Here is a 21,302-nt window from a genome sequence, read left to right as displayed (position 1 = left end):
ATAGGCCATGGCTCTGGGTCCGCGTCTCGACCTCAGGCAATCACAATCGCTGGTCATGACGCCGCAGCTGCAGCAGGCGATCAAGTTGCTGGCGGCGTCTAATCTCGAACTCGAAAGCTATATCGGCGAGGCGCTCGAGGCGAATCCTCTGCTCGAGGCCGGGACCTCGGAGCGTGAGGACGATGCCGGTTCGGGCGAAGCGGACGACATCCCGCGCGCGGAATTCGAAAGCGACCGCCTGATCGCTGCGGGCGAAGGCGAAGGCGATGCCCCGCTCGATCTCGATCCGTCTTCGCTCGACCATGATCGCGACACCGGGGACGGGGCTCGCGGCGACCGGGAAGGCGGCGATATCGAAAGCGGCGATTGGGGCGGCGCACTCGCCGCGCCGGGCGCCGGAAGCCTCGAGGACCAGCCCGACTTCGAACAGCTCGGCGCAACCGATGCGACCTTGGGCGAGCACCTGTTGGCACAAATCGGTCCGTCCTCGCAAAACGAACAGCAGGCCTTCATCGCCCGCCACCTCGTCGGCCTGCTCGACGAGGCCGGCTATCTCGCCTTCGACCTCGACGACATCGCCCATGACCTCGGGGCGGGGCGCAAGGCCGTCGAGGAGGCGCTGGCTCTCCTCCAGTCGCTCGACCCGGCCGGGGTCGGTGCGCGCACCCTCGCCGAATGCCTGGCGATACAGGCGCGCGAGGCCGATCGTCACGATCCGTGCATGGCGAAGCTGATCGACAATCTCGACCTTCTCGCCCGCGGGGAAATCGCTCGCCTCAGGCGCATGTGCGCAGTGGATGAGGAAGACTTCGCCGAGATGCTGCGCGAACTGCGCGGCTACGACCCAAGGCCCGGCCTCACCTTCGCCCCCTCGCGGGTGGACACGATCGTACCCGACGTCATCCTTACGGCAAACGCGGCCGGCGGATGGGATATCGCGATCAACGAGGACACGTTGCCGCGCCTCGTGGTCAACCGCAGCTATTATCTCGAGATCAGCGCGGCCGCGCCCGACGGGGACGCGCAGGGCTGGCTCAAGGAGAAACTCGCCGATGCGAACTGGCTGATCCGAGCGCTCGACCAACGGCAGAAGACGATTCTCAAGACCGCGGGCGAAATCGTAAGGCGGCAGGAGGGCTTCTTCCGCCATGGCGTATCCGAACTGCGCCCGCTGACCCTGCGCGAGGTGGCCGAGGCGATCGAGATGCACGAAAGCACTGTCAGCCGGGTAACCAGCAACAAATATCTCGCCTGCGAACGCGGTTGCTTCGAACTCAAGTATTTCTTTTCCAGCGGGGTCGGCTCGAGTGACGGCGAAGGGGCCTCCTCCGAAGCCATCAAGGCCCGTATCCGCGCGCTGGTCGATGCCGAGGACCCCAAGAAGGTGCTTTCCGACCAGAAGCTGGTCGACCTGCTTCGGGGGGAAGGCTTCGACCTAGCGCGCCGGACCGTCGCGAAATACCGCGAAGCGATCGGGATCGGCTCGAGCGCGCAGCGCCGCCGGGCCAAGAAGCTGGAGGGCATCAGCTGAGGCCGCGCAGCGCCTGCAGGCAAGCGCCGCTTGCCGGGCATTCGCCGGTCTTTAAGCTCCCGCGCCGCTTTTGAAGGCGCGCTGCTTTACGTGTTATTAACCTTTTCCCTTCAGATGTTGTGTGGTTAATGAAGGGCAGCACCTCTTAGCGAGGCGTTACCGCGCACACCAAGTCCACCATTATGGGGCAAGCAGGGGACCGGAAATGCGAGTGCTTCTGATCGAGGATGAGCCGACCACCGCGAAGGCCATCGAGCTGATGCTCACGACCGAGGGGTTCAATGTCTATTCGACCGACCTGGGCGAGGAAGGCCTCGATCTGGGCAAGCTGTATGATTACGACATCATCCTGCTGGACCTGAATCTGCCCGACATGCACGGCTATGACGTGCTCAAGAAGCTGCGTGTCGCCAAGGTCCAGACCCCGGTTCTTATCCTGTCGGGCATCGCCGAAATGGATTCGAAGATCCGCAGCTTCGGCTTCGGCGCGGACGATTACGTGACCAAGCCGTTCCACCGCGAGGAGCTGGTCGCCCGCATCCACGCTGTCGTGCGCCGATCGAAGGGCCACAGCCAGTCGATCATCCGCACCGGCAAGCTGGCCGTGAACCTCGACGCCAAGACGGTCGAAGTGGACGGGGCGCGGGTCCACCTGACGGGCAAGGAATATGCGATGCTCGAGCTGCTCAGCTTGCGCAAGGGCACGACGCTGACCAAGGAAATGTTCCTCAACCACCTCTATGGCGGCATGGACGAACCCGAACTCAAGATAATCGACGTGTTCATCTGCAAGCTTCGCAAGAAGCTCTCCCATGCCTGCGGCGGCGAGAACTACATCGAGACCGTCTGGGGTCGCGGCTATGTTCTGCGCGACCCGAACGACGAGGCCGAAGCCGCATGATCCACTTCACGTTCCTGTAAAAAGGCCTCCGGACTGCATGAGCATCGGAGGCCTTTTTCATGCCAAACGCTTTTCGGCGCGTCCGCATTGGAGCGCCGTCAAGGTCGCCCTTCTCCGCACCGCGAGCCCGACGCGCACGGACAATCAGCAAGAACCGCCGCGCGCCCGGAGCGCTTGCCCTGGCACCTATTCCCGCCCCTGCAGGCCCTGCGCAAGATCGAGCCCCGAAGGCTCCTGGAAAACGCGCAGGCCGAATTCGGGAATGATCGCGAGGATATGGTCGAATATGTCGGACTGGATTGCCTCGTAGACCGGCCATTCCGTGCTGGCGGCAAAGCAGTAAAGTTCGAGCGGCACGCCTTGCGGCGTAGGGGCGAGCTGGCGTGCCATCAGGGTGAAGCCCTTGTCGCTGACGCGCGGATGATCCTTCATGTAGGCGACCGCATAGGCCCGCAGCGTGCCGATATTGGTGATCCGCCGCGCATTGACGAAATCGTCGCCGTCGGACAACGTTCGCGCGTTCCATTCGGCAAGTTCGGCGCGCTTGGCGTCGAGATAGGGCTTGATCAGCCGGAAGCGCGAGAGCTGCTCGATCTCTTCCTCGCCGAGGAATCGGATCGTGTTCTGGTCGAGATGGACCGCCCGCTTGATCCGCCGTCCGCCGCTGTCCGTCATCCCGCGCCAATTGATGAAGGCATCCGAAATCAGGCGGTGGGTCGGGATCGTGGTGATCGTCTTGTCGAAGTTCTGGACCTTCACCGTGTGCAGCGCGATGTCGATCACGTCACCGTCCGCGTTCATGCTGGGCATCTGGATCCAGTCGCCCACCCGCAGCATGTCGTTCGAGGACAGCTGGACGCTGGCAACGAGGCTGAGGATGGTGTCCTTGAACACCAGCAGGATCACTGCGGCCATCGCACCGAGCCCGCCCAGCAGGACGAGCGGCGACTCTCCGATCAGCACCGAAATGACGATGATCGCAGCCCCGCACAGGACCACGATCTTGAGCACCTGGAGGTATCCCTTGATCGGCCGGTTCTTCGAGATCGGGCGGCGCTCGTAGACCTCGTTGGCGTAGGTCAGCGCCTTGACGATCGCCATTGCGATCGAAAGAACGATAAGCCCCTGCGCCAGATTGGCGATGACGGTGCGCAGGTCGTCGTTCAGGTGCCGGACGAAATCGATACCGCGAGAGACGATCAGCAGCGGGATTACGGTTGCGAGCCAGGCGGCGGCCTTGTCGGAAGTATCGGTCTGCTTGTCGAGGAAAGGCGCCGCGGCGCGCAGGATCACCTTCTTGAGCAGGAAATTGGCCGCGAGCGCGGCGAGCGCGAGCAGCACGAGGCCGATCAGCGACTGCACCCACAGCGCCTGTTCCTCGAAATTGGTCAGGAGATCATTCATTGCCGGACGCGATAGCGGCACAGGGGCACAATGCTCAAGCCTTGTGGCGGGATTGCCCGGCGCAAGCGCGCGGGTGCCGCGCCAAGGGGACTGGACAAGCGCCCGTCCCCCGCCCTAGCGCGCGGCCCGATGACGAAAGCACGGGCATGACGGCATACAAGGAAGGCGATCCCACGACATTGAGTCGGCTTTATGGCCGTTCGGTGGGCAAGCCCCTGCGCGCGCGCCAGCAGGGGCTGGTCGACAATCTCCTGCCCAAGATCGCCGTGCCTGACGAAGGCCCGGTGACGGCCGAGCGGCTGTTCGGCGAGGCTTGTCCGCTGCATTTTGAAATCGGTTTCGGCGGCGGCGAACACCTCGCCTATCGCGCCGACCTGTTGCCGAACCACGGCTTCATCGGGGCCGAGCCCTTTCTCAACGGGGTGGCGCAGGCGCTGACCCATGTCGAGCAGCAGCGGCTCGCCAATGTCCGCCTGCATCACGGAGATGCGCTGGAAGTGCTTGGCCGCGTGCCCGACGGGGCGCTGACCATGATCTACCTTCTCCACCCAGACCCCTGGCCCAAGGCGCGGCATGCGAAGCGACGGATGATGAACGACGGGCCGGTCGCGCTGTTCGCCGACAAGCTGAAGGCCGGCGGCGAGCTGCGTTTCGGGACCGATCACGCCGTCTACCTGCGCCATGCGCTGATGGTGATGCAGCGCCACACCGATCGCTTCGAGTGGGTCGTGGAAGGCCCTTCGAGCTGGCAGAACCGCCCCTCGGGCTGGTGCGAGACGCGCTACGAACAGAAGGCGCGCGAGAAGTTCGGTCACGAAGTGTGGTATTTCCGCTTCCGCAGGCTTTGACACAGGGCACAGGCGCCGCAATCTCGCTTCATCGCAGCTGAGCCATCAGCGAACGCGCAAGCATCGGTAAAAACACGGTTTTTCGGAACGAGAGCCGGGCTTCGACCGTCGGTTGGGTGAATACCGATCGAAAGGAAGGCAAGCATATGGCTATCACCACCCTCCGCGAACTCTACATAGACCAGTTGCAGGATATCTACAGCGCCAACCGTCAGTCGCTCGAAGCGACGAAGAAGATGCGCGACAAGGCGAGCGAAAGCGACCTCAAGGCCGCGCTGGATGACGGCTTGAAAGGGATCGAAGACGGCATGAAGCAGGTCAAGGCTCTCATCGAAGGCCACGATGCCGATCCCACCGGCGAACATTGCAAGGGCATGGAAGGCCTCGTCAAGGAAGCCAATGCCCACGCGATCGACGCGAACATCGACGACAAGGACGTGCGCGATGCGTCGATCATCACGCAATACCAGCGGATGGTCCATTACGGCATCGCCGGATACGGCACCGCACAGGCCTTTGCCAAGCGCCTTGGCCTCAATGACGACGCGGCGACCATCGGCAAGTGCCTCGATGAAACCTATGACGGCGACACCCGGATGAACAAGATCGCCCGGCGCGAAGTGAACCCGGCAGCGGCCGCCTGATCTCGCGCGAAATCGATTGGAAGCGGGCCCGGCCTTTCGGTCGGGCCCTTTTCGTGTCAGCCGACGACGCCCGCGCTTGCCAGCACCGAGAGCGTCAGGACGTCCGGGGTGAGCGCGGTCATCGGCGCGATCTGGACCGGCTTTTCCATCCCGATCAGCATCGGCCCGACGGTCGTGTTCGCGCCGAGTTCGCGCAGCATCTTGGCCGAAAGGTTTGCCGACTGAAGGCCGGGCATGATCAACACGTTGGCGGGCGCGGACAGGCGGCTGAAGGGATAGAGCTTCATCACGGTCGGATTGAGCGCGGCATCGGGCGCCATCTCGCCTTCATATTCGAAGCCGGGATCCTCGCGGTCGAGGATCGAGACGGCCTCGCGGATGTTGCCCAGCCATTGCCCCGACGGATTGCCGAACGTCGAATAGGACAGGAACGCGACACGCGGCTCGTGGCCCATTCGGCGCGCGACGGCGGCGGTTTCGCGTGCGATATGGGCAAGCTCCTCGGCCGTCGGCCGCTCATTCATGGTCGTGTCGGCCAGGAAGGTGGTGTGGTTCTTGCCGATCATCATGTGAACGCCGAACGGCAGCGCGCCGGGCTTGCGGTCGAGCACCATGTTCACCTCGCGCACGGTCTGGGCGAAGGTCCGGGTAAGCCCCGAGATCATCCCGTCGCCATGGCCGAGCGCGACCAGCAGCGCGGCGAAGACGTTGCGCTCCTGGTTGACCATCCGACGCACGTCGCGTTCGGTATAACCGCGCCGCTGGAGCCGCTTGTAGAGATAGTCGACCATGGCGGGCACGTGCTCGCTGTCGGCCGAGTTCTGGATCTCGAAACTGCCGGGATCGGAAACCGAAAGCTGGTGCAGTTTGTCGAGCACCGCCTTGGTCCGCCCGACGAGGATCGGCATGCCATATCCGAAATCGCGGAACTGGATCGCGGCGCGCAACACGACCTCCTCTTCGGCTTCGGCGAAGACCATGCGCTTCGGGTTCTCCTTGGCCTCGTTATAGACACCGCTGAGGACTGCGGTCGTCGGATTGAGCCGCGAGCGCAACTTGATGCGATAGGCCTCGAAATCCTCGATTCGCGCCTGCGCCACGCCCGAATCCATCGCCGCCTTGGCGACCGCCGAGGAAACGACCTCGATCAGGCGGGGATCGAAGGGTGCGGGGATGATGTAGTCGGTCCCGAACTTGTGGTTCTTGCCATAGGCGGCGGCGACTTCCTCGGGCACGCGTTCGCGCGCAAGCTTCGCGATGGCCTCGGCGGCGGCGACTTTCATCTCCTCGTTGATCGTCGTCGCCTGCACGTCGAGCGCGCCGCGAAAGATGAAGGGGAAGCCGAGCACGTTGTTGACCTGGTTCGGAAAATCGCTCCGGCCCGTGGCGATGATCGCGTCGGGGCGGACTTGCTTGGCTTCGTCCGGCATGATTTCGGGCACGGGATTCGCCATGGCGAAGATGATCGGCTTGTCGGCCATCTTCTCGACCCATTCGGGCTTGAGCGCGCCCGCTGCGGACAGGCCGAGAAAGATATCCGCCCCGTCGAGCGCTTCTTCGAGGTCCTTCGCATCGGTGGCGGTCGCATGCGCGCTCTTCCACTGGTCGATTTTCTCACGGTCGGGAGTAATCGGGCCGGACCGATCGCACATGATGACGTTGTCGGGCGCGACTCCCATCGCCTTGATGAGCGCGGTGCAGGCGATCGCTGCCGCACCGGCGCCGTTCACGACGACTTTCACGTCCTTGATGTCGCGGTTCGTCAAATGGCACGCATTGAGGAGGCCCGCCGCGGTGATGATCGCGGTGCCGTGCTGGTCGTCATGCATGATCGGAATGTTCATGCGCTCGCGCAGGGCCGCTTCGATAATGAAGCACTCGGGCGCCTTGATGTCCTCGAGATTAATGCCGCCGAAGGTCGGCTCCATCAGCGCCACCGCCTCGATGAACTTGTCGGGGTCCTCGGTCGCGAGTTCGATATCGATCGAATCGACATCGGCGAAACGCTTGAACAGCACCGCCTTGCCTTCCATCACCGGCTTGGAAGCGAGCGCGCCGAGATTGCCGAGACCGAGGATCGCCGACCCATTGGAGATCACCGCGACGAGATTCGCCTTGGCGGTGTAGCGCGCCGCGAGCCTGGGATCCTGCGCAATCGCCTCGACCGGGGCAGCGACACCTGGCGAGTAAGCGAGGCTGAGATCGCGCTGCGAGGTCATCGGCTTGGTCGCGACGATCTCCAGCTTACCCGGCCGGATCGTCTCATGATAGAACAACGCCTCGCGCGTGGTGAACCCGCCCTTCGGCCCGCCCGTCGGTTCGTCAGCCATGCCGCTATTCCTTCAACTGCCCATGCCCTGTGCTCGACAGCCGCTTAGCCCGGCAGAATGACAAACGATAGGCTCTTATGGCCCGCTAGGGCCATGGAACAGGGGAAAGCCCGGCACCGCCTCGTTACGGATCGTCGGTGCGATGCTAGTCGGGAGTCCATGGCAGCAAGGACAGCCTCGACAGCCGCCGGTAAGCCCCGGGGCAAACCCACGCCGATGATGGAGCAATATCTCGCGCTCAAAGAAGAGGCGGGCGCATCGCTGCTGTTCTACAGGATGGGCGATTTCTTCGAGCTGTTCTTCGACGATGCGAGGCAGGCCGCGCAAGTGCTCGACATCGCGCTGACCACGCGCGGCGAACATGCCGGCGAGCCGGTGCCGATGTGCGGCGTTCCCGTGCATTCGGCGGAAAACTATCTTGCGCGGCTGATCAAGGCAGGTTGCAAGGTCGCGATCGCCGAGCAAGTCGAAACCCCCGAGGAGGCGAAAGCGCGGGCGAAGCGCGAGGGCACGCCATCCTCGAAAGTGCTGGTGAAGCGGGACATCGTCCGTTTCGTGACGGCGGGCACGTTGACCGAGGAGGCGCTGCTCGAACCGCGCCGGGCGAACCTGCTGATCGCGCTTGCCGAGATCCGGGACACCATAGGGATCGCCAGCGCCGATATCTCGACCGGGCGCATGGTGCTCGAGGAATGCGCGCCAGACATGCTCGGAGCGGAACTCGCCCGGATCGCACCAAGCGAAATCGTGATCCCGGAAGATTTCGCCTTCGCGCATGAGCCGGGGCTCGAGGAAGCGGCCTTTCACGCAAAGAGCGCCTTTTCGAGCGATGGCGGCGCAGAAGCCCTGCGGCGCGTCCACGGGGTTTCGACGCTCGACGGGTTCGGAGATTTCAGCCGCGTGATGCTCGCGGCAGCGGGGGGACTGATCGCCTATCTTGAGCATGCCGGGCGCGGACGTCTGCCGCTCCTGCTGCCTCCGATAAGGCGCGCCGGGCATGCGGGGCTGGCAATGGACGAGGCGACACGCACCAGCCTCGAAATCCTCGCCGGCAGCAACGGCGGGCGCGGCGGGAGCCTCGCGGCCGCGCTCGATCGCTGTTCGACCGGGGCGGGCTCCCGCCTGCTGGCGGAGGACCTGTCGGCTCCGTTGCTGGACCGCGAGGAGATCGAGGCGCGCCTTGCGCTCGTCCAGTTCTGGCTTGACCGCCCGATCGAGCGGGCCGCCTTGCGCGATGCAATGCGTGCGCTGCCGGATATCGGCCGCGCGCTCGGGCGCATCGCGGCCGGGCGGGGGAGCCCGCGCGATCTGGGGCAGGTGCGCGACGGGCTGGTCGAAGCGGCGCGGCTGCATGACTGGCTGGGCGAGGCAACGGACCGCCCGACCCTGCTGGAGCGGCTGCTGCCCGCGCTTACGGGCCATGACGTACTGATCGACCTGCTGTCGCACGCGCTCGTCGCATCGCCCCCGACCGAGCGTGGCAATGGCGGCTATATCGCAGGCGGCTATGATGCCTCGCTTGATGAATTGCGCGAGACATCGGGCAATGCGCGCAAGGCTATCGCGGCGATGGAGGCACGCTATCGCGAGGAAACCGGAACGCCTTCGCTCAAGATCAAGCATAACGGCGTGCTCGGCTATTTCATCGAGGTGCCCGCGCGTCACGCCGATCGCTTCATGGCCCCCGACAGCGGCTTCACCCACCGCCAGACGATGAAGGACGCGGTGCGCTTCAATTCGCTCGCCCTGCACGAAGAAGCCTCGCGCATCGCCGAAGCGGGCGGCCGGGCGCTGGCGGCAGAGGAGGCGCATTTCGAGGAACTCGTCGGCCATGTCATCGAAGCGCGCGAGAAAATCGCGGGGGCGGCCGCCGCGCTCGCCCGGCTCGACGTCGCGGCGGGCAATGCCGAGCGCGCGGCCGAAGGCGAATGGTGTCGGCCTTCAATCGAGGAGGACCCGGTACTCGATATCCGCGCGGGCCGGCACCCGGTGGTCGAGGCAGCGCTCGCCAAGGCGGGAGAACGCTTCGTCGCCAATGACTGCGCGCTTTCGGCGCTGGACCGTCTATGGCTGATCGGCGGGCCGAACATGGGCGGCAAGTCGACCTTCCTGCGCCAGAACGCACTGATCGTGGTGATGGCGCAGGCAGGCTGCTTCGTCCCCGCGTCATCGGCCCGGATCGGCCTCGTCGACCGCCTGTTCAGCCGGGTCGGGGCTGCCGACAATCTCGCGCGGGGACGTTCGACCTTCATGGTGGAGATGGTCGAAACCGCCGCGATCCTGGCGCAAGCGGGCGAGCGCAGTTTCGTCATCCTCGACGAAGTCGGGCGCGGCACCTCGACCTATGACGGGCTGGCTCTGGCCTGGGCGGTCGTCGAGGCGGTGCATTCGCGGATCGGCTGCCGCTGCTTGTTCGCAACCCATTACCACGAGCTTGCCCGGCTGGCCGAAAGCTGTCCCGAACTCTCGCTCCACCATGTGCGCGCTCGCGAATGGAAGGGCGATCTCGTCCTGCTCCACGAACTGGCGGAGGGTCCGGCGGATCGCAGCTACGGCCTTGCCGTCGCCAAGCTCGCCGGGGTGCCGACCGACGTGGTGGCGCGCGCCGAGCAGGTGCTCGGCAAGCTCGAACAGGCGCGCAGCGAAACCGGGGGGCTCGCCGCCGGGCTTGGAGAACTGCCACTGTTCGCAGCGGCGAGCGCGCAAGTCGAAGTAGCGCCCGAGGATCGACTGGCCGAGCGGCTGCGAGAGATCGACGTCGATGCGCTTTCCCCGCGCGAGGCGCTCGACCTGCTCTATGATCTCAAGCGCGAGGCGGCGGCCACCAAACCTTAATCCCGCTGCGATAGGTCATCCCGATGCCCCGCAACGGTTTCGTCAATATCAGGACAGCACTCGCTTTCGCCGCCGTCGTTTCGGTCGGCGCAGGCTTCGTCGCCGCCAATTTTGACGGCGTGAGCGAGAACTCCGACGACACGGCAGACTATGCCGAAGCGGAGTACGGCGCAGCGGACTATGGGACCGATACGGTGGAGCAAGAGCCTGAACCCGCCACCCAAGACAGCGCCAACGGCGCGTATTCGGAAACTCCCGATGGCTGGTACGATACCCCCTATGACGATGTCGAGCCCGGCGAGCCGCTCGACGACGCGAAGGGGTTCGATCCCTCGCCCGTCCTGCCGACAGAGCCGGTGGACGAGGATTACGTCATCGTCGAGGGCGATGGCTCACTGAACGGCGAATACCCCGAAGGGTACTGAACGCATTGCGCAGTCGAGGCGGTCAGCTTTCCTTGCCGTCATACTTTCCGGTGTTGTCGTCGTGATTGGGCTCGCCCGCATAGGCGGAATGGTCGATCCGGCCCTTTTCTTCCATCGCGCGCATCTCGTCGATCATGTCGCGTTCGTTGCCGGCGACATTGTCGACCCCGGGCGACGGCGCCTTGCGGCTTTCGGTCCCGCCGGGCTGGTCGCTTTTGTCCGACTGCGCTTCGCTGGCGACTTCCTGGGCTTGCTGGCGATGGTCGTCCTGTTCGTCATTGTGCGTCTCAGGCGCGAGGCCCGACTGGCGCTGTTCCTGGCTGACGGGGTTCTTCCGTTCGGTCATGCAAAGATCTCCTTTGCCAGACCAACGGGCCGGAAGGGGGCGATGTTCCGCCACTTTCTGCCGCCTCAGCGCGTCGGGACGTCACCTGGTGGGAACTGGCGCCTCGCCGCTGTAATCGTAGAAGCCGCGCCCGGTCTTGCGCCCGAGCCAGCCGGCTTCGACATATTTCACCAGCAACGGCGCAGGCCGGTACTTGCTGTCGCGGGTGGTCTTGTAGAGCACCTTGATGATGTCGAGGCAGGTGTCGAGCCCGACGAAATCGGCCAGTTGCAACGGCCCCATCGGGTGATTGAGACCCAGCCTGCACCCCTTGTCGATGTCCTCGATCCCCGCCGTGGACTGGCCTAGCACGAAGACCGCCTCGTTGATCATCGGCAGGAGGATGCGGTTGACGACGAAGCCCGGCTCGTCCTGCGAGAGCACCACTTCCTTGCCCAGCCCGCGGGCGAAGGCGGTGACGGCGTCGGTCGTATCCTGCGAGGTGGCCAGGCCCGGAATGACCTCGATCAGGCCCATCACGGGCACGGGATTGAAGAAATGCAGCCCGATGAAGCGTTCGGGATCGGGCGAATGGTTGGCCATGCGGGTGATCGGGATCGAACTGGTATTGCTCGCCATGATCGCGCCCTGGCCGAGCACCCTGCTCGCGTTCTCGAAGATCGCCTGCTTGATCTCTTCCTTCTCGGTAGCCGCCTCGATGATGAGGTCGGCGCTTTCCATCGGGGTGTAATCGGGAACCGGCGTGATGCGTGCAAGCAGCGCCTCGGCCTCGTCCGCCTCGATCTTGCCGCGCCCGACGAGCTTGGTCACCGCCTTCTCGATATTGGCCTTGCCCGCCTCCGCCCGTTCGAGGTCGACATCGGCGAGCATGACCTTCATTTTGTGCTGGGCGACGGTCTGGGCGATCCCGGTTCCCATCTGCCCGGCCCCGATGACGGCGATGTTGCGCATTTCTTTTCCTTCGCAAGTGCAGCAATATTGGCGCGCCTGTTAGCGCCAGCCGCACGCAAAGGCCAGCGGATAGCTACCGGTTCGCGCCCGGAACCCACTTCACGTCGGAAGCGCCGCCGTCATTGAGCACCCGTGCGAGGACGAACAGGAGATCGGACAGCCGATTGATATAGGCGCTGGCCGCCGGGTTGACGGGGCTTTCCCCGGCAAGCGCGGTCATGGCGCGTTCCGCGGCGCGGGTCGTCGCACGCGCGACATGGACCCGGGCCGCCGCTTCGCTGCCGCCGGGCAGGACGAAACTGGTGAGCGGTTCGAGGCTTTCATTTAGCGCGTCGATCTGCGTCTCGATCCATTCGGCCTGTGCAGGCACCATGCGCAGCACCATTTCGGACGGCGCGAAATCGCCGTCCTCGGCCGGAGTGGCGAGATCGGCACCAAGGTCGAACAGGTCGTTTTGGACGCGTGTCAGCAGGGCGCGATGCGCGTCGTCGGCAATCGCGCAGATAGCAAGGCCGATCGCGCTGTTTGCCTCGTCGACCATGCCGATCGCCTCGATGCGAACCGAATGCTTGGGAAGGCGGGAGCCGTCGACAAGCCCGGTCGTGCCGTCGTCGCCGGTGCGGGTGTAGATGCGGTTGAGCTTGACCATGGGCGCATCGTCTATGCGCTCTGCGTCCCCGCGTCTAGCGCGCGACCGCGAGAATGATCGCGACCACCACGATCGCCAGCGCCTGGTACTTGATCCGAGCGAACATCGCCTTGTTCTGGGCGAGTTGCATGTCGGTCGCGGTTTCGCCCTCGCCCGATTCGAGATCGATCTTGGTGGTCTTCAGAAAGGCCACGATCCCGCGGATCAGGGAAACGAGGACCATGATGCACAGGATGACGAGCGCGGGGACGAGAATGTATGCCATGAGTGCAAAATGGCCTTTCTGCGGTCAGGTTCCAGACGGCAAATGCTGCAAGCGCAATTGCCTCGCAAGCATCAATCCGTCCTCGCCCGCTTCACGGCGGTCCGAAAGCGCCGGCGAACCCCGGCGTTTCGCCAGTTTCCGGCCCTTTTCATCGAGCAGCAGGCGATGGTGGTGCCAGCGCGGCACTGGCAGGCCGAGCAACGCCTGAAGCAGCCGGTGGACATGGGTCGCCTCGAACAGGTCGGCCCCGCGCGTCACCACGGTCACCCCGTCCACCGCATCGTCGAGCGTGGCCGCGAGATGGTAACTCGCGGGCAGGTCCTTGCGCACGACCACCGGGTCGCCGCCCGCGCGCGGATCGGCGCCCTGCTCGCCCGCGATTTCGTCCACCCAACCCAGGTTTCCGGTCGCCTCAAGCGCCTTTTCCAGATCGAGCCGCAGTGCAGCGGGGCGCTCGGGATCGGGCGCGCCGCGCTTGCAGGTGCCGGGATAGACCGGCCCTTCCGGCCCTTCGCAGGTGGCCGCAGCTGCAATCTCCCGGCGGGTGCAGGTGCAGGGGTAGACAAGGCCCTCCGCGCGCAGGCGCGCGGTGGCGGCTTCGTAGCTTTCGAGGCGGGTCGATTGCGCCGGGACCTCCTCCCATTCGAGCCCGAGCCATTCGAGATCGCGGCGGAAGGTGTCAGCGAGTTCGGGCCGCGAGCGCGGTCCATCGATGTCCTCGATCCGCAGCAGGAATCGCCCGCCCGCCTCGCGCGCGCGGTCATGCGCCACGATCGCGGCAAAGGCGTGGCCGAGATGGAGCGGGCCGTTGGGGCTCGGAGCGAAGCGGGTGACGATTTCCACAGCCGGTGCCTTCTGCCACATCCCGTCGCGAAACCCCACCAAACAGGGCATCGCGAGCGCATTGGCCACATCTTGTCCACAGGTGGCCCACAGCTTGTCGCGGTGGATAAGCGGTCTGTCATGGCATTGACTCTTTTCCCCGCCACGGCATGTTCCATTCAATCAGGGAGGAACGCCCGGCGTGTTTCAGGCCGAACTGATCGAAAGGGCTGCTCGCTTCCGCAGCAGCGAAGAAGACCCGACACGCAACCTGTCGGCATGTCCCGCTCTCGTGCTGAACGCGGATTACACCCCGCTGTCCTATTACCCCCTGAGCGTGTGGCCGTGGCAGACAGCGATCAAGGCGGTGTTTCTCGACCGGGTCGATATCGTCGCGAGCTATGACCGCGAGGTTCATTCGCCCAGCCTCGACATGAAGATCCCGAGCGTGATTGCGCTGCGCCAATATGTGAAGCAGAGCGAATTTCCCGCTTTCACGCGCTTCAACGTGTTCCTGCGCGACCGCTTCCAGTGCCAGTATTGCGGGAGCGGCGAACATCTCACCTTCGACCATGTCATCCCGCGGCGCCTGGGCGGCAAGACGACGTGGGAGAACATCATAACCGCGTGCGCGCCCTGCAACATGAAGAAGGGCGGGCGCACGCCGAACCAGGCCAACATGCCGGTACGGATGAAACCGATCCGCCCGACAAGCTGGCAATTGCAGCAGCACGGCAAACTGTTCCCGCCGAACTATCTCCACGAAACGTGGCGGGACTGGCTCTATTGGGACATCGAGCTCGAGGCCTGATCATCGGCCCGATCGGGGCCGGGGCAAGGTCATCCGGGGACAGCCTCTGCGGCGAAGGAGACGGCTTTCCTACTTGCAGGCGCGGCGCTAGCTTCACTTGGGGCCCCCTATCGCCGCGAACCGTCGCGATCAGGTAGCGCGCAGCATTCAGCCATCGCGTCCCCTCGGCAGGGGGTATGTGCGACATGAACAAGCCCTCGCGCGAATCGGCCGCGCCGGGTCGCTCAGGTCACGGCCGCGCGGCGATTGAATTCGCCTTTACGCCATTCCTCGCTTGCGATCACTTCGGCGAGATGCCCGGCGGCCTGTTCAATATCGGCAAACCGCAGATAGGCCGGGGCAAAACCGAACCGGAGGATGTCGGGCGCGCGGAAATCGCCGATGACGCCGCGCGCGATCAGCGCCTGGCAGATCGGGAATGCCTGTTCGTGACGGAAAGAGAGCTGGCTGCCTCTCGCTGCGCTGTCGGCCGGACTGACGAGGTCCAGGTCAGTTCCGCGACGAGCGAGGCATTCGAGGAAGAATTCTGACAAATCGCGCGACTTTGCGTGAAGCGGCTCGACGCCGATTTCGGCGACCAGATCGACGCCGACCTCCAGCGCGGTCAGGCCAAGCACCGGCGACGTGCCGCACAGCAATTGTTCGACACCCGGCGCGGCTTCGTAATCATCGGAAAAGGCAAAGGGATCCGCATGGCCGAACCAGCCGGTGAGCGGCTGGGCGAGGTCGGCATGATGCCGCTCGGCGACATAGGCGAAGGCTGGAGCGCCGGGCCCTCCGCAGAGATACTTGTAGCCGCAACCGACTGCGAAATCCGCGCCGATCGCAGCGAGATCCACCGGAACAGCCCCGGTCGAATGGGACAGATCCCAAAGCACGAGTGCGCCCGCATCTTGCGCCGCTCGCGTAAGCTCTCCAATGTCGTGCATCGCGCCGGTCTTGTAATGCACATGGGTCAGCATCAGCAGCGCCACGTTCTCATCGAGCGCTGCGGCCAGTTCCTCGCGCGGAGCCAGGCGCCGCTCGGCGAGCCCCTGCCGTTCCAGGCCAGCGACCATGTAGGGATCGGTCGGGAAATTGCCCGGCTCGGACAGCACCACCGTGCGCCCCGGACGCATGTCGAGCGCCGCAGCGATCAGCTTGAAGAGGTTCACGCTCGTCGAATCGCAGGCGATCACCTCATGCGCGGCGGCCCCGATCAGAGGCGCGATCTTGCTGCCGATCCGCTGCGCCATTTCGAACCAGCCTGCGCTGTTCCAGCTCCGGATGAGGCCCTCGCCCCATTCCTCGCATATCACCCGCTCCATGGCCGACATGGTCTCGCGCGGCAGGGCACCGAGCGAGTTGCCGTCGAGATAGACGACACCTTCGGGCAGCACGAAACGCGCGCGAAAAGGCGCGAGCCGATCAGCCTCATCGAGTTCGCGGGCGCGAGGGGTCGGATTCATGCGAGGTCCCTCAGCACCGCGCGCACGGGCGAGGCATCGCCTCCGACGATCGGCAACGGCAGGGCGATGAGCTCGTAGCGGCCTTCCTCGACACCGTCGAGCACCAGCCCTTCCAGCACACGCATGTCGTGCTTCAGAACCGCCTTGTGAGCGAGCATGTCCTGCGAATCCTGCGGATCAAGCGATGGCCCGTCTATCCCCACCAGACGCACGCCCTGAGCACCGAGCCATTCGATCGTCTCGGGTGCGAGTGCGGTGGCATCGTCCTGCCATTCCGCGCGCGGGAAGCAATCGAAGCTGCGAAACAGCACCCGATCCGCTCCGTGGAGAGGCGGCAGGTCGTCGATCTCGATCATGGCACCGGCTCCGCGCGCATCCACCACGAGGCATTCGCCGACATAAGGCGCAAGATCGACCGAGGCGATGTCGGGCGCATCGGCGGCATAGTGGAGCGGTGCATCGGCGTGGGCGCCCGAATGGGTCGACAAGGTGAGCGCCGACACATTGACCGACGAACCATCCTCCATCTGCCAGGTACGAGCCTGCGAAAAAGGCGTGTCACCCGGCCAGACCGGCAGGCCCGGATGGAGGGCTTGCGAGATGTCGCGGATGCGCCCTTTCATATCGCGGTCCTCACGCTCAGCAATTCAGGGAAGAAGGCCTGTTTCAGAACGCCTTCGAGGTAGGGCACGCCGGGTGTCCCGCCGGTCCCGCGCTTGAAGCCGATGATGCGTTCAACCGTCTTGAGATGGCCGAAGCGCCAGCGCTGGAAATGGTACTCTAGATCAACCAGTTTCTCGGCCAGTTCATAGAGGTCCCAATGGGCCTCGGGGTCGCGGTAGATCGCAGCCCAGGCGGCCTCGACCGTCGCGTCGTGCCGCCAGGCAGCTCCCATCTCCCGCTCGAGCACGTCGGTGGATATGGCGAACCCGCGCCGGGCGAGCAGGCGAATGGCGGTATCGTAGAGGCTCGCCCGATCCGTCTCGGCCTCCAGCCGTTCGGCCCAGTCTTCGTTGCCGCGATGCAACCGGACATGCTTCGCATCGCGTCCGCCCAACATGAATTCCATCATCCGGTACTGCGCCGACTGGAACCCGCTCGACGAAGCGAGATGCGGGCGGATGCGCGAATAATCGTGTGGGGTCATGGTGGAGAGCACGTCCCAGCTCTGGATCAGCTGCTGCTGGGCACGCGCGACGCGGGCAAGCATCTTGAAGGCGGGGCGAAGCTCATCTTCCTCGATCCGCACGCGCGCCTCGGTCAGTTCGTGGAGGCACAGCTTGAGCCAGAGCTCACTCGCCTGGTGGACGATAATGAACAGCATCTCGTCATGCGCGCCCGAAGCCGGATGCTGCGCGGCAAGGATGCGGTCAAGGTCTAGATAACTCGAATAGGTTACATCGCGGCTCATTCCCGGCCTCTAGCGCAGGCGCGAAGGCGAGGAAACTAGCCCTCGATCACCCGCGTCTCGGGATGGCGCTTGTCGAGATGCTTGCGCAGGATCTTCAGGTTGCGCGTGTTCGACCGGAAGAAGAAGTCCGCCGCATCGCCCACCAGCGGGACGAGACCGATGACGGTATCGAAAGCGACATTCGCACCCATCCGGGTGAGCTGCCATTTGGACAGTCGCAGATTGCGCGCTTCCCATACGATATAGGCGCCGAGCGCAGTCGTGATGATGTCGCCGACAACAGGCACCAGACCGATCAGCCCGTCGAGACCAATCGGCACTTTCACGCCGGGAATACGCAGGCTGCGTTCGAGCAGAAATTCGACCGCCTCCACCCGCTGGCGAATCGAAGTTGGATCGGTCCCGGTCGGCAGGGTCATCGTCATGGGCCGGGCCGTTGCAGTGTCGTGAGCATCGCGTTTCATCTGCACTATATGGTCGGCTGGGTCAGCGGGAACAAGGGGTGGAGCCCCCACTGGTTCGCCGAGTATGCCCTCACCGCACCGCGCACCAGCGACCAGCGAACCGGCGGGCCGAGCGGGATGAAGACCTCGGCCTCGACCAGGGCCTCATGCGCCTCCAGAAAAAGCCGGCGTTTTTCGGCCGCATCGCCCACCACCAGCGCGTCGCGCACCAATGCGTCAGCCTCGGGCGCGCATAAGCCGAGATCGAGATCGCAATTGAACTGGTTGAGGAACCAGCGCGGCGAGGAATAACGGGCCAGCCGGTCTCGCAATCGCAGGTCCGCGCCCTCGCCTCCTTGAGCCCGCTCGACCCGTACGCCGACCATCCCCCAATCCCGCGCGATCGCACGCAGCAGCAGCGCGCTGCCCGGCCCGGGTGGCAGGTCGATGCTGACAACCGCCTCCTCGCCGGTTTCCGCGACCCAGGCCGCAATCCGGGCCACAGCGATCCGACGCCGCTGATCGAGATCGAGGTCGGGCCAGCGGCTCGCAGGAGAGAGCGACGGGTTCTCGTAAAGCCCGGGCGGAACGATCCATTCGGTCGGCTGCCAGCCGCCGAGCCCGAAAGGCTGGATCAGGCCCGCGCGATCGAGCGCCATGGACAATGCCTCGCGCCGCTCGGGCGCTGCGAGCAGCCCTTCCTCCTCCATCACCAGCAGCCCGAACAGGCCTAGGGCGGGGTCAACTTGGATCGTCCCGCGTGAGAGCGGACCGAGTTCGGCCAGCGGAAACGTCGCGAGCTTGCCATTGAGGACAAGGTCGACCTCGCCCGCCGAAAACGCCTCGACCGCCTCTCTAGCCGACATCGCACGCAGAGCCAGGGACCGGGCATAGGCCTCCCAGTTTTCCCTCGCGGGCATGCCTCTTTCCTCCGGCGGAAGGGCGCTAAGCCGGGCGAGCGCCTCGTCCCCTTCGTCCCGCGACATGATCATCGGCCCCGTGCCGCTCCCGGCCCTGACCAGTCCGAGCTCTGGCTGGGCCAGAAGGCGGAGGAATTCGGGCATGGGGCTCGACAGCCTCAGTTCTATCACCCGCCCGGTCATCGCCCTGACATCGGTGATCTTGGCGAGGTCGAGCGCAAGCGAGGTGCCATCGAGTTCGCGCAGTCGGTCGCGCAGGAGCTTTCGGATGTCGGCAGCGGTTATCGGGTCGCCGTCGGGCCAGGTCGAATCGCGCAGGCGAAAAATATAGCTCAGACCGTCATCGGTGACGATCCAGCGCTCGGCAATTGCTGGGACCACCTGCCCCATCGGATCGAGCGCCACGAGTCCTTCGGCTGTGGCTGCCCGCAAATGCTGCGCGCCCGGCGAAAGGCGCACACCTTCGGCAAAGAGATCATCAGCGCTGTCGATAACCGCGACATCGATCGGCCCGGATTCGCGCGCGGGGTCGCAGGCGGCGACGAAAAACGCGAGGAAGAGGCAGCAGCAGAATCGCATCCCCGCCGATGTTAGCATCCCGCCATTGTGGATTCAGCGACCAAATCGGGCTGCCGACCGATCAGGCGAGAGGCCCGCGTCGGACCCAGGGTCAGACCTTGCGCAGGGTTTTCGGATCGGGACGTCGCGGGGCGCGGTGGGCATAGGAGGTAAAAGACTCGCCGGAGCCGGCATCATCGCCTTCCGCTGGTCGCCTCGCCCGCTGCGAGTCGATTTCGCTGTCGAAGGCGACCCCGAACCGGTCATCCTGCACCCACGCGACACTGCCTTGGACCTCGCCGATATTGCGCAGGGCGACACGCACCCGATTGCCACGGCGCACCTGCAGGCTCGCTTCGCCCATCATACCGCCATCCGACAGGTTGCGCACCCTGACACGATGCGTCTCATCGCTTTCCTCGAGCTTCAGGTCCGCAAGGAGAAACAGGCTGTCGCGAGCGACGCTGCGCGTGTCGACACCAGTCATGTCAGATTCGCCTCCATTAACCCGGAATGCTTCTGGAACCTCCCGGCAATCCGTCGATCGCAGGGCACGCGAGTGCACTAGGGCGACGCGGTAAACGGATTCTTAAAACAGAGCGCCGCCGGTCCGGTGAGGAATGGCCTGTGCCAGACTGGAACGGCCTGCGGCCTGCGCGTCACGATCAATCGTCGCGCGAGACTTTCTCTCGGCGCTCGTGCGCTTCCTGCGCCTCGACGGTCATCGTCGCGACCGGGCGGGCGATCAGCCGCTTCAGGCCGATCGGATCGCCGGTGACCTCGCAATAACCGTATTCGCCTTCGTCGAGGCGATGCAGCGCGGCATCGATCTTGGCGATCAGCTTGCGCTGCCGGTCGCGGGTGCGCAATTCTATACCCCAGTCGGTCTCGCTCGAAGCGCGGTCGTTGAGATCGGCCTCGCGGATCGGGCCGTCCTGGAGCGATTGCAGCGTCTGGCCCGCAGCGCTGTGGATCGAGCGCTTCCATTCGATCAGCAGCATCCGGAAATAGGCCTGATGCCGCTCGTTCATGTACTCTTCGTCTTCGCTTGGGACATAATCGGGCGCGAGCATGCGCTTGGCCTTTTCGAGAATGTCGATGTCGTCCGACTTAGGCGATCCCATGTGATGCTCTTGTCCCCGCGAGTTGCTGCGTGACCCGCCCGATCGCCAGCCCGGCAACGAAGCGGCCGCGGGGCTTTCCGGACGGACATAGCCTCGCCGCGCCTATAGGGAAGGCCAGATTGGGGCACAAGCCGAATCCCTAAAAGCATGGTCTTGCCCTTTCTGAACGGCCGAATCGAGCGTTTGCCGACACCCTGAAATGCGAAAAAGACGCACTGCGTTAACCAATTATTGACCACGATCCATGAGGTCTAGGGGCGAGCGAACCCGCCAAGAGGTCGGTTTCGCAGGAACGGGGAGTGAAGAATGCAACTCACGCCAATCGAAGGGAAGACCAACCTGACGGCCGACACGGCCAGCCATGACCTCGCCTTGGCCGAACGCCTCGCGGCAGCTTCTCAGGGAGACGTTGCCGCCCTGTTCGATCTCGGCGTTGCCTATTCGACCGCGAGCGACGGCGCGCCTTCTGATCTCGTGGAAGCGCACAAATGGTTCAACCTCGCCGCCGCGCGCGGCCATGAGGAAGCCGGCTGGAGCCGGGCGGACATATCCGAGGAGATGACCGCTCGCGAGATTGCGGAGGCTCAACGCCGGGCTCGCCAATGGCTCGCCGAGGAAAGCGTTCGCGCCGCCTGA

The 21,302-nt window shown here is 64.7% G+C and carries 22 protein-coding genes; 8 read left to right on the top strand and 14 right to left on the bottom strand.

All coding sequences use genetic code 11. From position 1 onward, the window contains the following. The first annotated feature begins 7 nt into the window (after positions 1–7). The gene (gene rpoN, locus RIB52_RS03805) at positions 8–1,531 is read left to right on the top strand and encodes an RNA polymerase factor sigma-54 (RefSeq protein ID WP_350173058.1); all 1,524 of its coding nucleotides are present in this window, start codon (positions 8–10) and stop codon (positions 1,529–1,531) included. Positions 1,532–1,736: 205 nt separating this feature from the next. Next, positions 1,737–2,432 (top strand): response regulator transcription factor CtrA, encoded by a 696-nt coding sequence (ctrA, locus tag RIB52_RS03800; RefSeq protein WP_350173056.1) that lies wholly within the window; start codon positions 1,737–1,739, stop codon positions 2,430–2,432. Between the two features lie 186 nt (positions 2,433–2,618). On the opposite strand, the gene RIB52_RS03795 is transcribed toward ctrA, so the two are convergent. Next, positions 2,619–3,836: a mechanosensitive ion channel family protein gene (locus tag RIB52_RS03795; RefSeq protein WP_350173054.1), complete on the bottom strand. Its 1,218-nt coding sequence runs from the start codon at positions 3,834–3,836 to the stop codon at positions 2,619–2,621. A gap of 146 nt (positions 3,837–3,982) precedes the next feature. Between RIB52_RS03795 and trmB the strand changes: the two genes are divergently transcribed. After that, complete coding sequence (trmB, locus tag RIB52_RS03790; protein ID WP_350173052.1) at positions 3,983–4,684, top strand: tRNA (guanine(46)-N(7))-methyltransferase TrmB; 702 nt, start codon at positions 3,983–3,985, stop codon at positions 4,682–4,684. Positions 4,685–4,830: 146 nt separating this feature from the next. Next, on the top strand, positions 4,831–5,328 hold the full coding sequence (locus RIB52_RS03785; protein WP_350173050.1) for a ferritin-like domain-containing protein: 498 nt from the start codon (positions 4,831–4,833) through the stop codon (positions 5,326–5,328). A 56-nt stretch (positions 5,329–5,384) separates the two neighbouring features. Here RIB52_RS03785 and RIB52_RS03780 read toward each other — a convergent pair whose 3' ends face one another. Beyond that, positions 5,385–7,658: an NADP-dependent malic enzyme gene (locus RIB52_RS03780; RefSeq protein WP_350173048.1), complete on the bottom strand. Its 2,274-nt coding sequence runs from the start codon at positions 7,656–7,658 to the stop codon at positions 5,385–5,387. Positions 7,659–7,817: 159 nt separating this feature from the next. On the opposite strand from RIB52_RS03780, the gene mutS reads away from it, so the two are divergent. Together mutS and RIB52_RS03770 are read left to right on the top strand one after the other, a co-directional pair. Then, positions 7,818–10,493, top strand: a complete 2,676-nt coding sequence (mutS, locus tag RIB52_RS03775; RefSeq protein WP_502879464.1) for a DNA mismatch repair protein MutS — start codon at positions 7,818–7,820, stop codon at positions 10,491–10,493. 23 nt (positions 10,494–10,516) lie between these two features. Then, positions 10,517–10,918, top strand: coding sequence for a hypothetical protein (locus tag RIB52_RS03770; protein ID WP_350173046.1), 402 nt, complete (start codon positions 10,517–10,519; stop codon positions 10,916–10,918). 22 nt (positions 10,919–10,940) lie between these two features. On the opposite strand, the gene RIB52_RS03765 is transcribed toward RIB52_RS03770, so the two are convergent. The 5 genes from RIB52_RS03765 to gluQRS form a co-directional block, all read right to left on the bottom strand. Beyond that, the gene (locus RIB52_RS03765) at positions 10,941–11,264 is read right to left on the bottom strand and encodes a hypothetical protein (protein ID WP_350173044.1); all 324 of its coding nucleotides are present in this window, start codon (positions 11,262–11,264) and stop codon (positions 10,941–10,943) included. 81 nt (positions 11,265–11,345) lie between these two features. Further along, positions 11,346–12,215, bottom strand: coding sequence for a 3-hydroxyacyl-CoA dehydrogenase NAD-binding domain-containing protein (locus RIB52_RS03760; protein WP_350173042.1), 870 nt, complete (start codon positions 12,213–12,215; stop codon positions 11,346–11,348). A 73-nt stretch (positions 12,216–12,288) separates the two neighbouring features. Beyond that, positions 12,289–12,864: a cob(I)yrinic acid a,c-diamide adenosyltransferase gene (locus tag RIB52_RS03755; RefSeq protein ID WP_350173040.1), complete on the bottom strand. Its 576-nt coding sequence runs from the start codon at positions 12,862–12,864 to the stop codon at positions 12,289–12,291. 34 nt (positions 12,865–12,898) lie between these two features. Then, complete coding sequence (locus RIB52_RS03750) at positions 12,899–13,129, bottom strand: hypothetical protein (RefSeq protein WP_350173038.1); 231 nt, start codon at positions 13,127–13,129, stop codon at positions 12,899–12,901. Between the two features lie 24 nt (positions 13,130–13,153). After that, positions 13,154–13,993, bottom strand: coding sequence for a tRNA glutamyl-Q(34) synthetase GluQRS (gene gluQRS, locus RIB52_RS03745; RefSeq protein WP_350173036.1), 840 nt, complete (start codon positions 13,991–13,993; stop codon positions 13,154–13,156). A gap of 160 nt (positions 13,994–14,153) precedes the next feature. On the opposite strand from gluQRS, the gene RIB52_RS03740 reads away from it, so the two are divergent. Further along, positions 14,154–14,762 (top strand): HNH endonuclease, encoded by a 609-nt coding sequence (locus RIB52_RS03740; RefSeq protein ID WP_350173034.1) that lies wholly within the window; start codon positions 14,154–14,156, stop codon positions 14,760–14,762. 224 nt (positions 14,763–14,986) lie between these two features. On the opposite strand, the gene kynU is transcribed toward RIB52_RS03740, so the two are convergent. From kynU to dksA, 7 genes are all read right to left on the bottom strand, one after another. Continuing rightward, complete coding sequence (gene kynU / locus RIB52_RS03735) at positions 14,987–16,210, bottom strand: kynureninase (RefSeq protein ID WP_350173032.1); 1,224 nt, start codon at positions 16,208–16,210, stop codon at positions 14,987–14,989. Then, entirely contained in the window at positions 16,207–16,833 is a 627-nt protein-coding gene (gene kynB, locus RIB52_RS03730; RefSeq protein ID WP_350173030.1) for an arylformamidase, read from the bottom strand. The genes kynU and kynB overlap by 4 nt, the downstream gene beginning before the upstream one ends. Next, positions 16,830–17,621, bottom strand: coding sequence for a tryptophan 2,3-dioxygenase (locus tag RIB52_RS03725; protein ID WP_350173028.1), 792 nt, complete (start codon positions 17,619–17,621; stop codon positions 16,830–16,832). The genes kynB and RIB52_RS03725 overlap by 4 nt, the downstream gene beginning before the upstream one ends. 35 nt (positions 17,622–17,656) lie before the next feature. Next, a complete protein-coding gene (locus RIB52_RS03720; RefSeq protein WP_350173026.1) occupies positions 17,657–18,085 on the bottom strand; it encodes a DUF4112 domain-containing protein in 429 nt (142 codons plus the stop codon). Positions 18,086–18,090: 5 nt separating this feature from the next. Beyond that, the gene (locus RIB52_RS03715) at positions 18,091–19,563 is read right to left on the bottom strand and encodes an ABC transporter substrate-binding protein (protein WP_350173024.1); all 1,473 of its coding nucleotides are present in this window, start codon (positions 19,561–19,563) and stop codon (positions 18,091–18,093) included. Between the two features lie 91 nt (positions 19,564–19,654). Then, positions 19,655–20,029, bottom strand: a complete 375-nt coding sequence (locus RIB52_RS03710) for a PilZ domain-containing protein (protein WP_350173022.1) — start codon at positions 20,027–20,029, stop codon at positions 19,655–19,657. Positions 20,030–20,207: 178 nt separating this feature from the next. Then, positions 20,208–20,666, bottom strand: a complete 459-nt coding sequence (gene dksA / locus RIB52_RS03705) for an RNA polymerase-binding protein DksA (RefSeq protein ID WP_350173020.1) — start codon at positions 20,664–20,666, stop codon at positions 20,208–20,210. A 306-nt stretch (positions 20,667–20,972) separates the two neighbouring features. On the opposite strand from dksA, the gene RIB52_RS03700 reads away from it, so the two are divergent. Further along, a complete protein-coding gene (locus RIB52_RS03700; RefSeq protein ID WP_350173018.1) occupies positions 20,973–21,302 on the top strand; it encodes an SEL1-like repeat protein in 330 nt (109 codons plus the stop codon).

The sequence above is a fragment of the Erythrobacter sp. genome (assembly GCF_040217515.1).
Lineage (GTDB): Bacteria > Pseudomonadota > Alphaproteobacteria > Sphingomonadales > Sphingomonadaceae > Erythrobacter.
The sequence above is the reverse complement of the archived record's forward strand: the minus strand, read 5'-3'. Positions and strand labels throughout refer to the sequence as shown.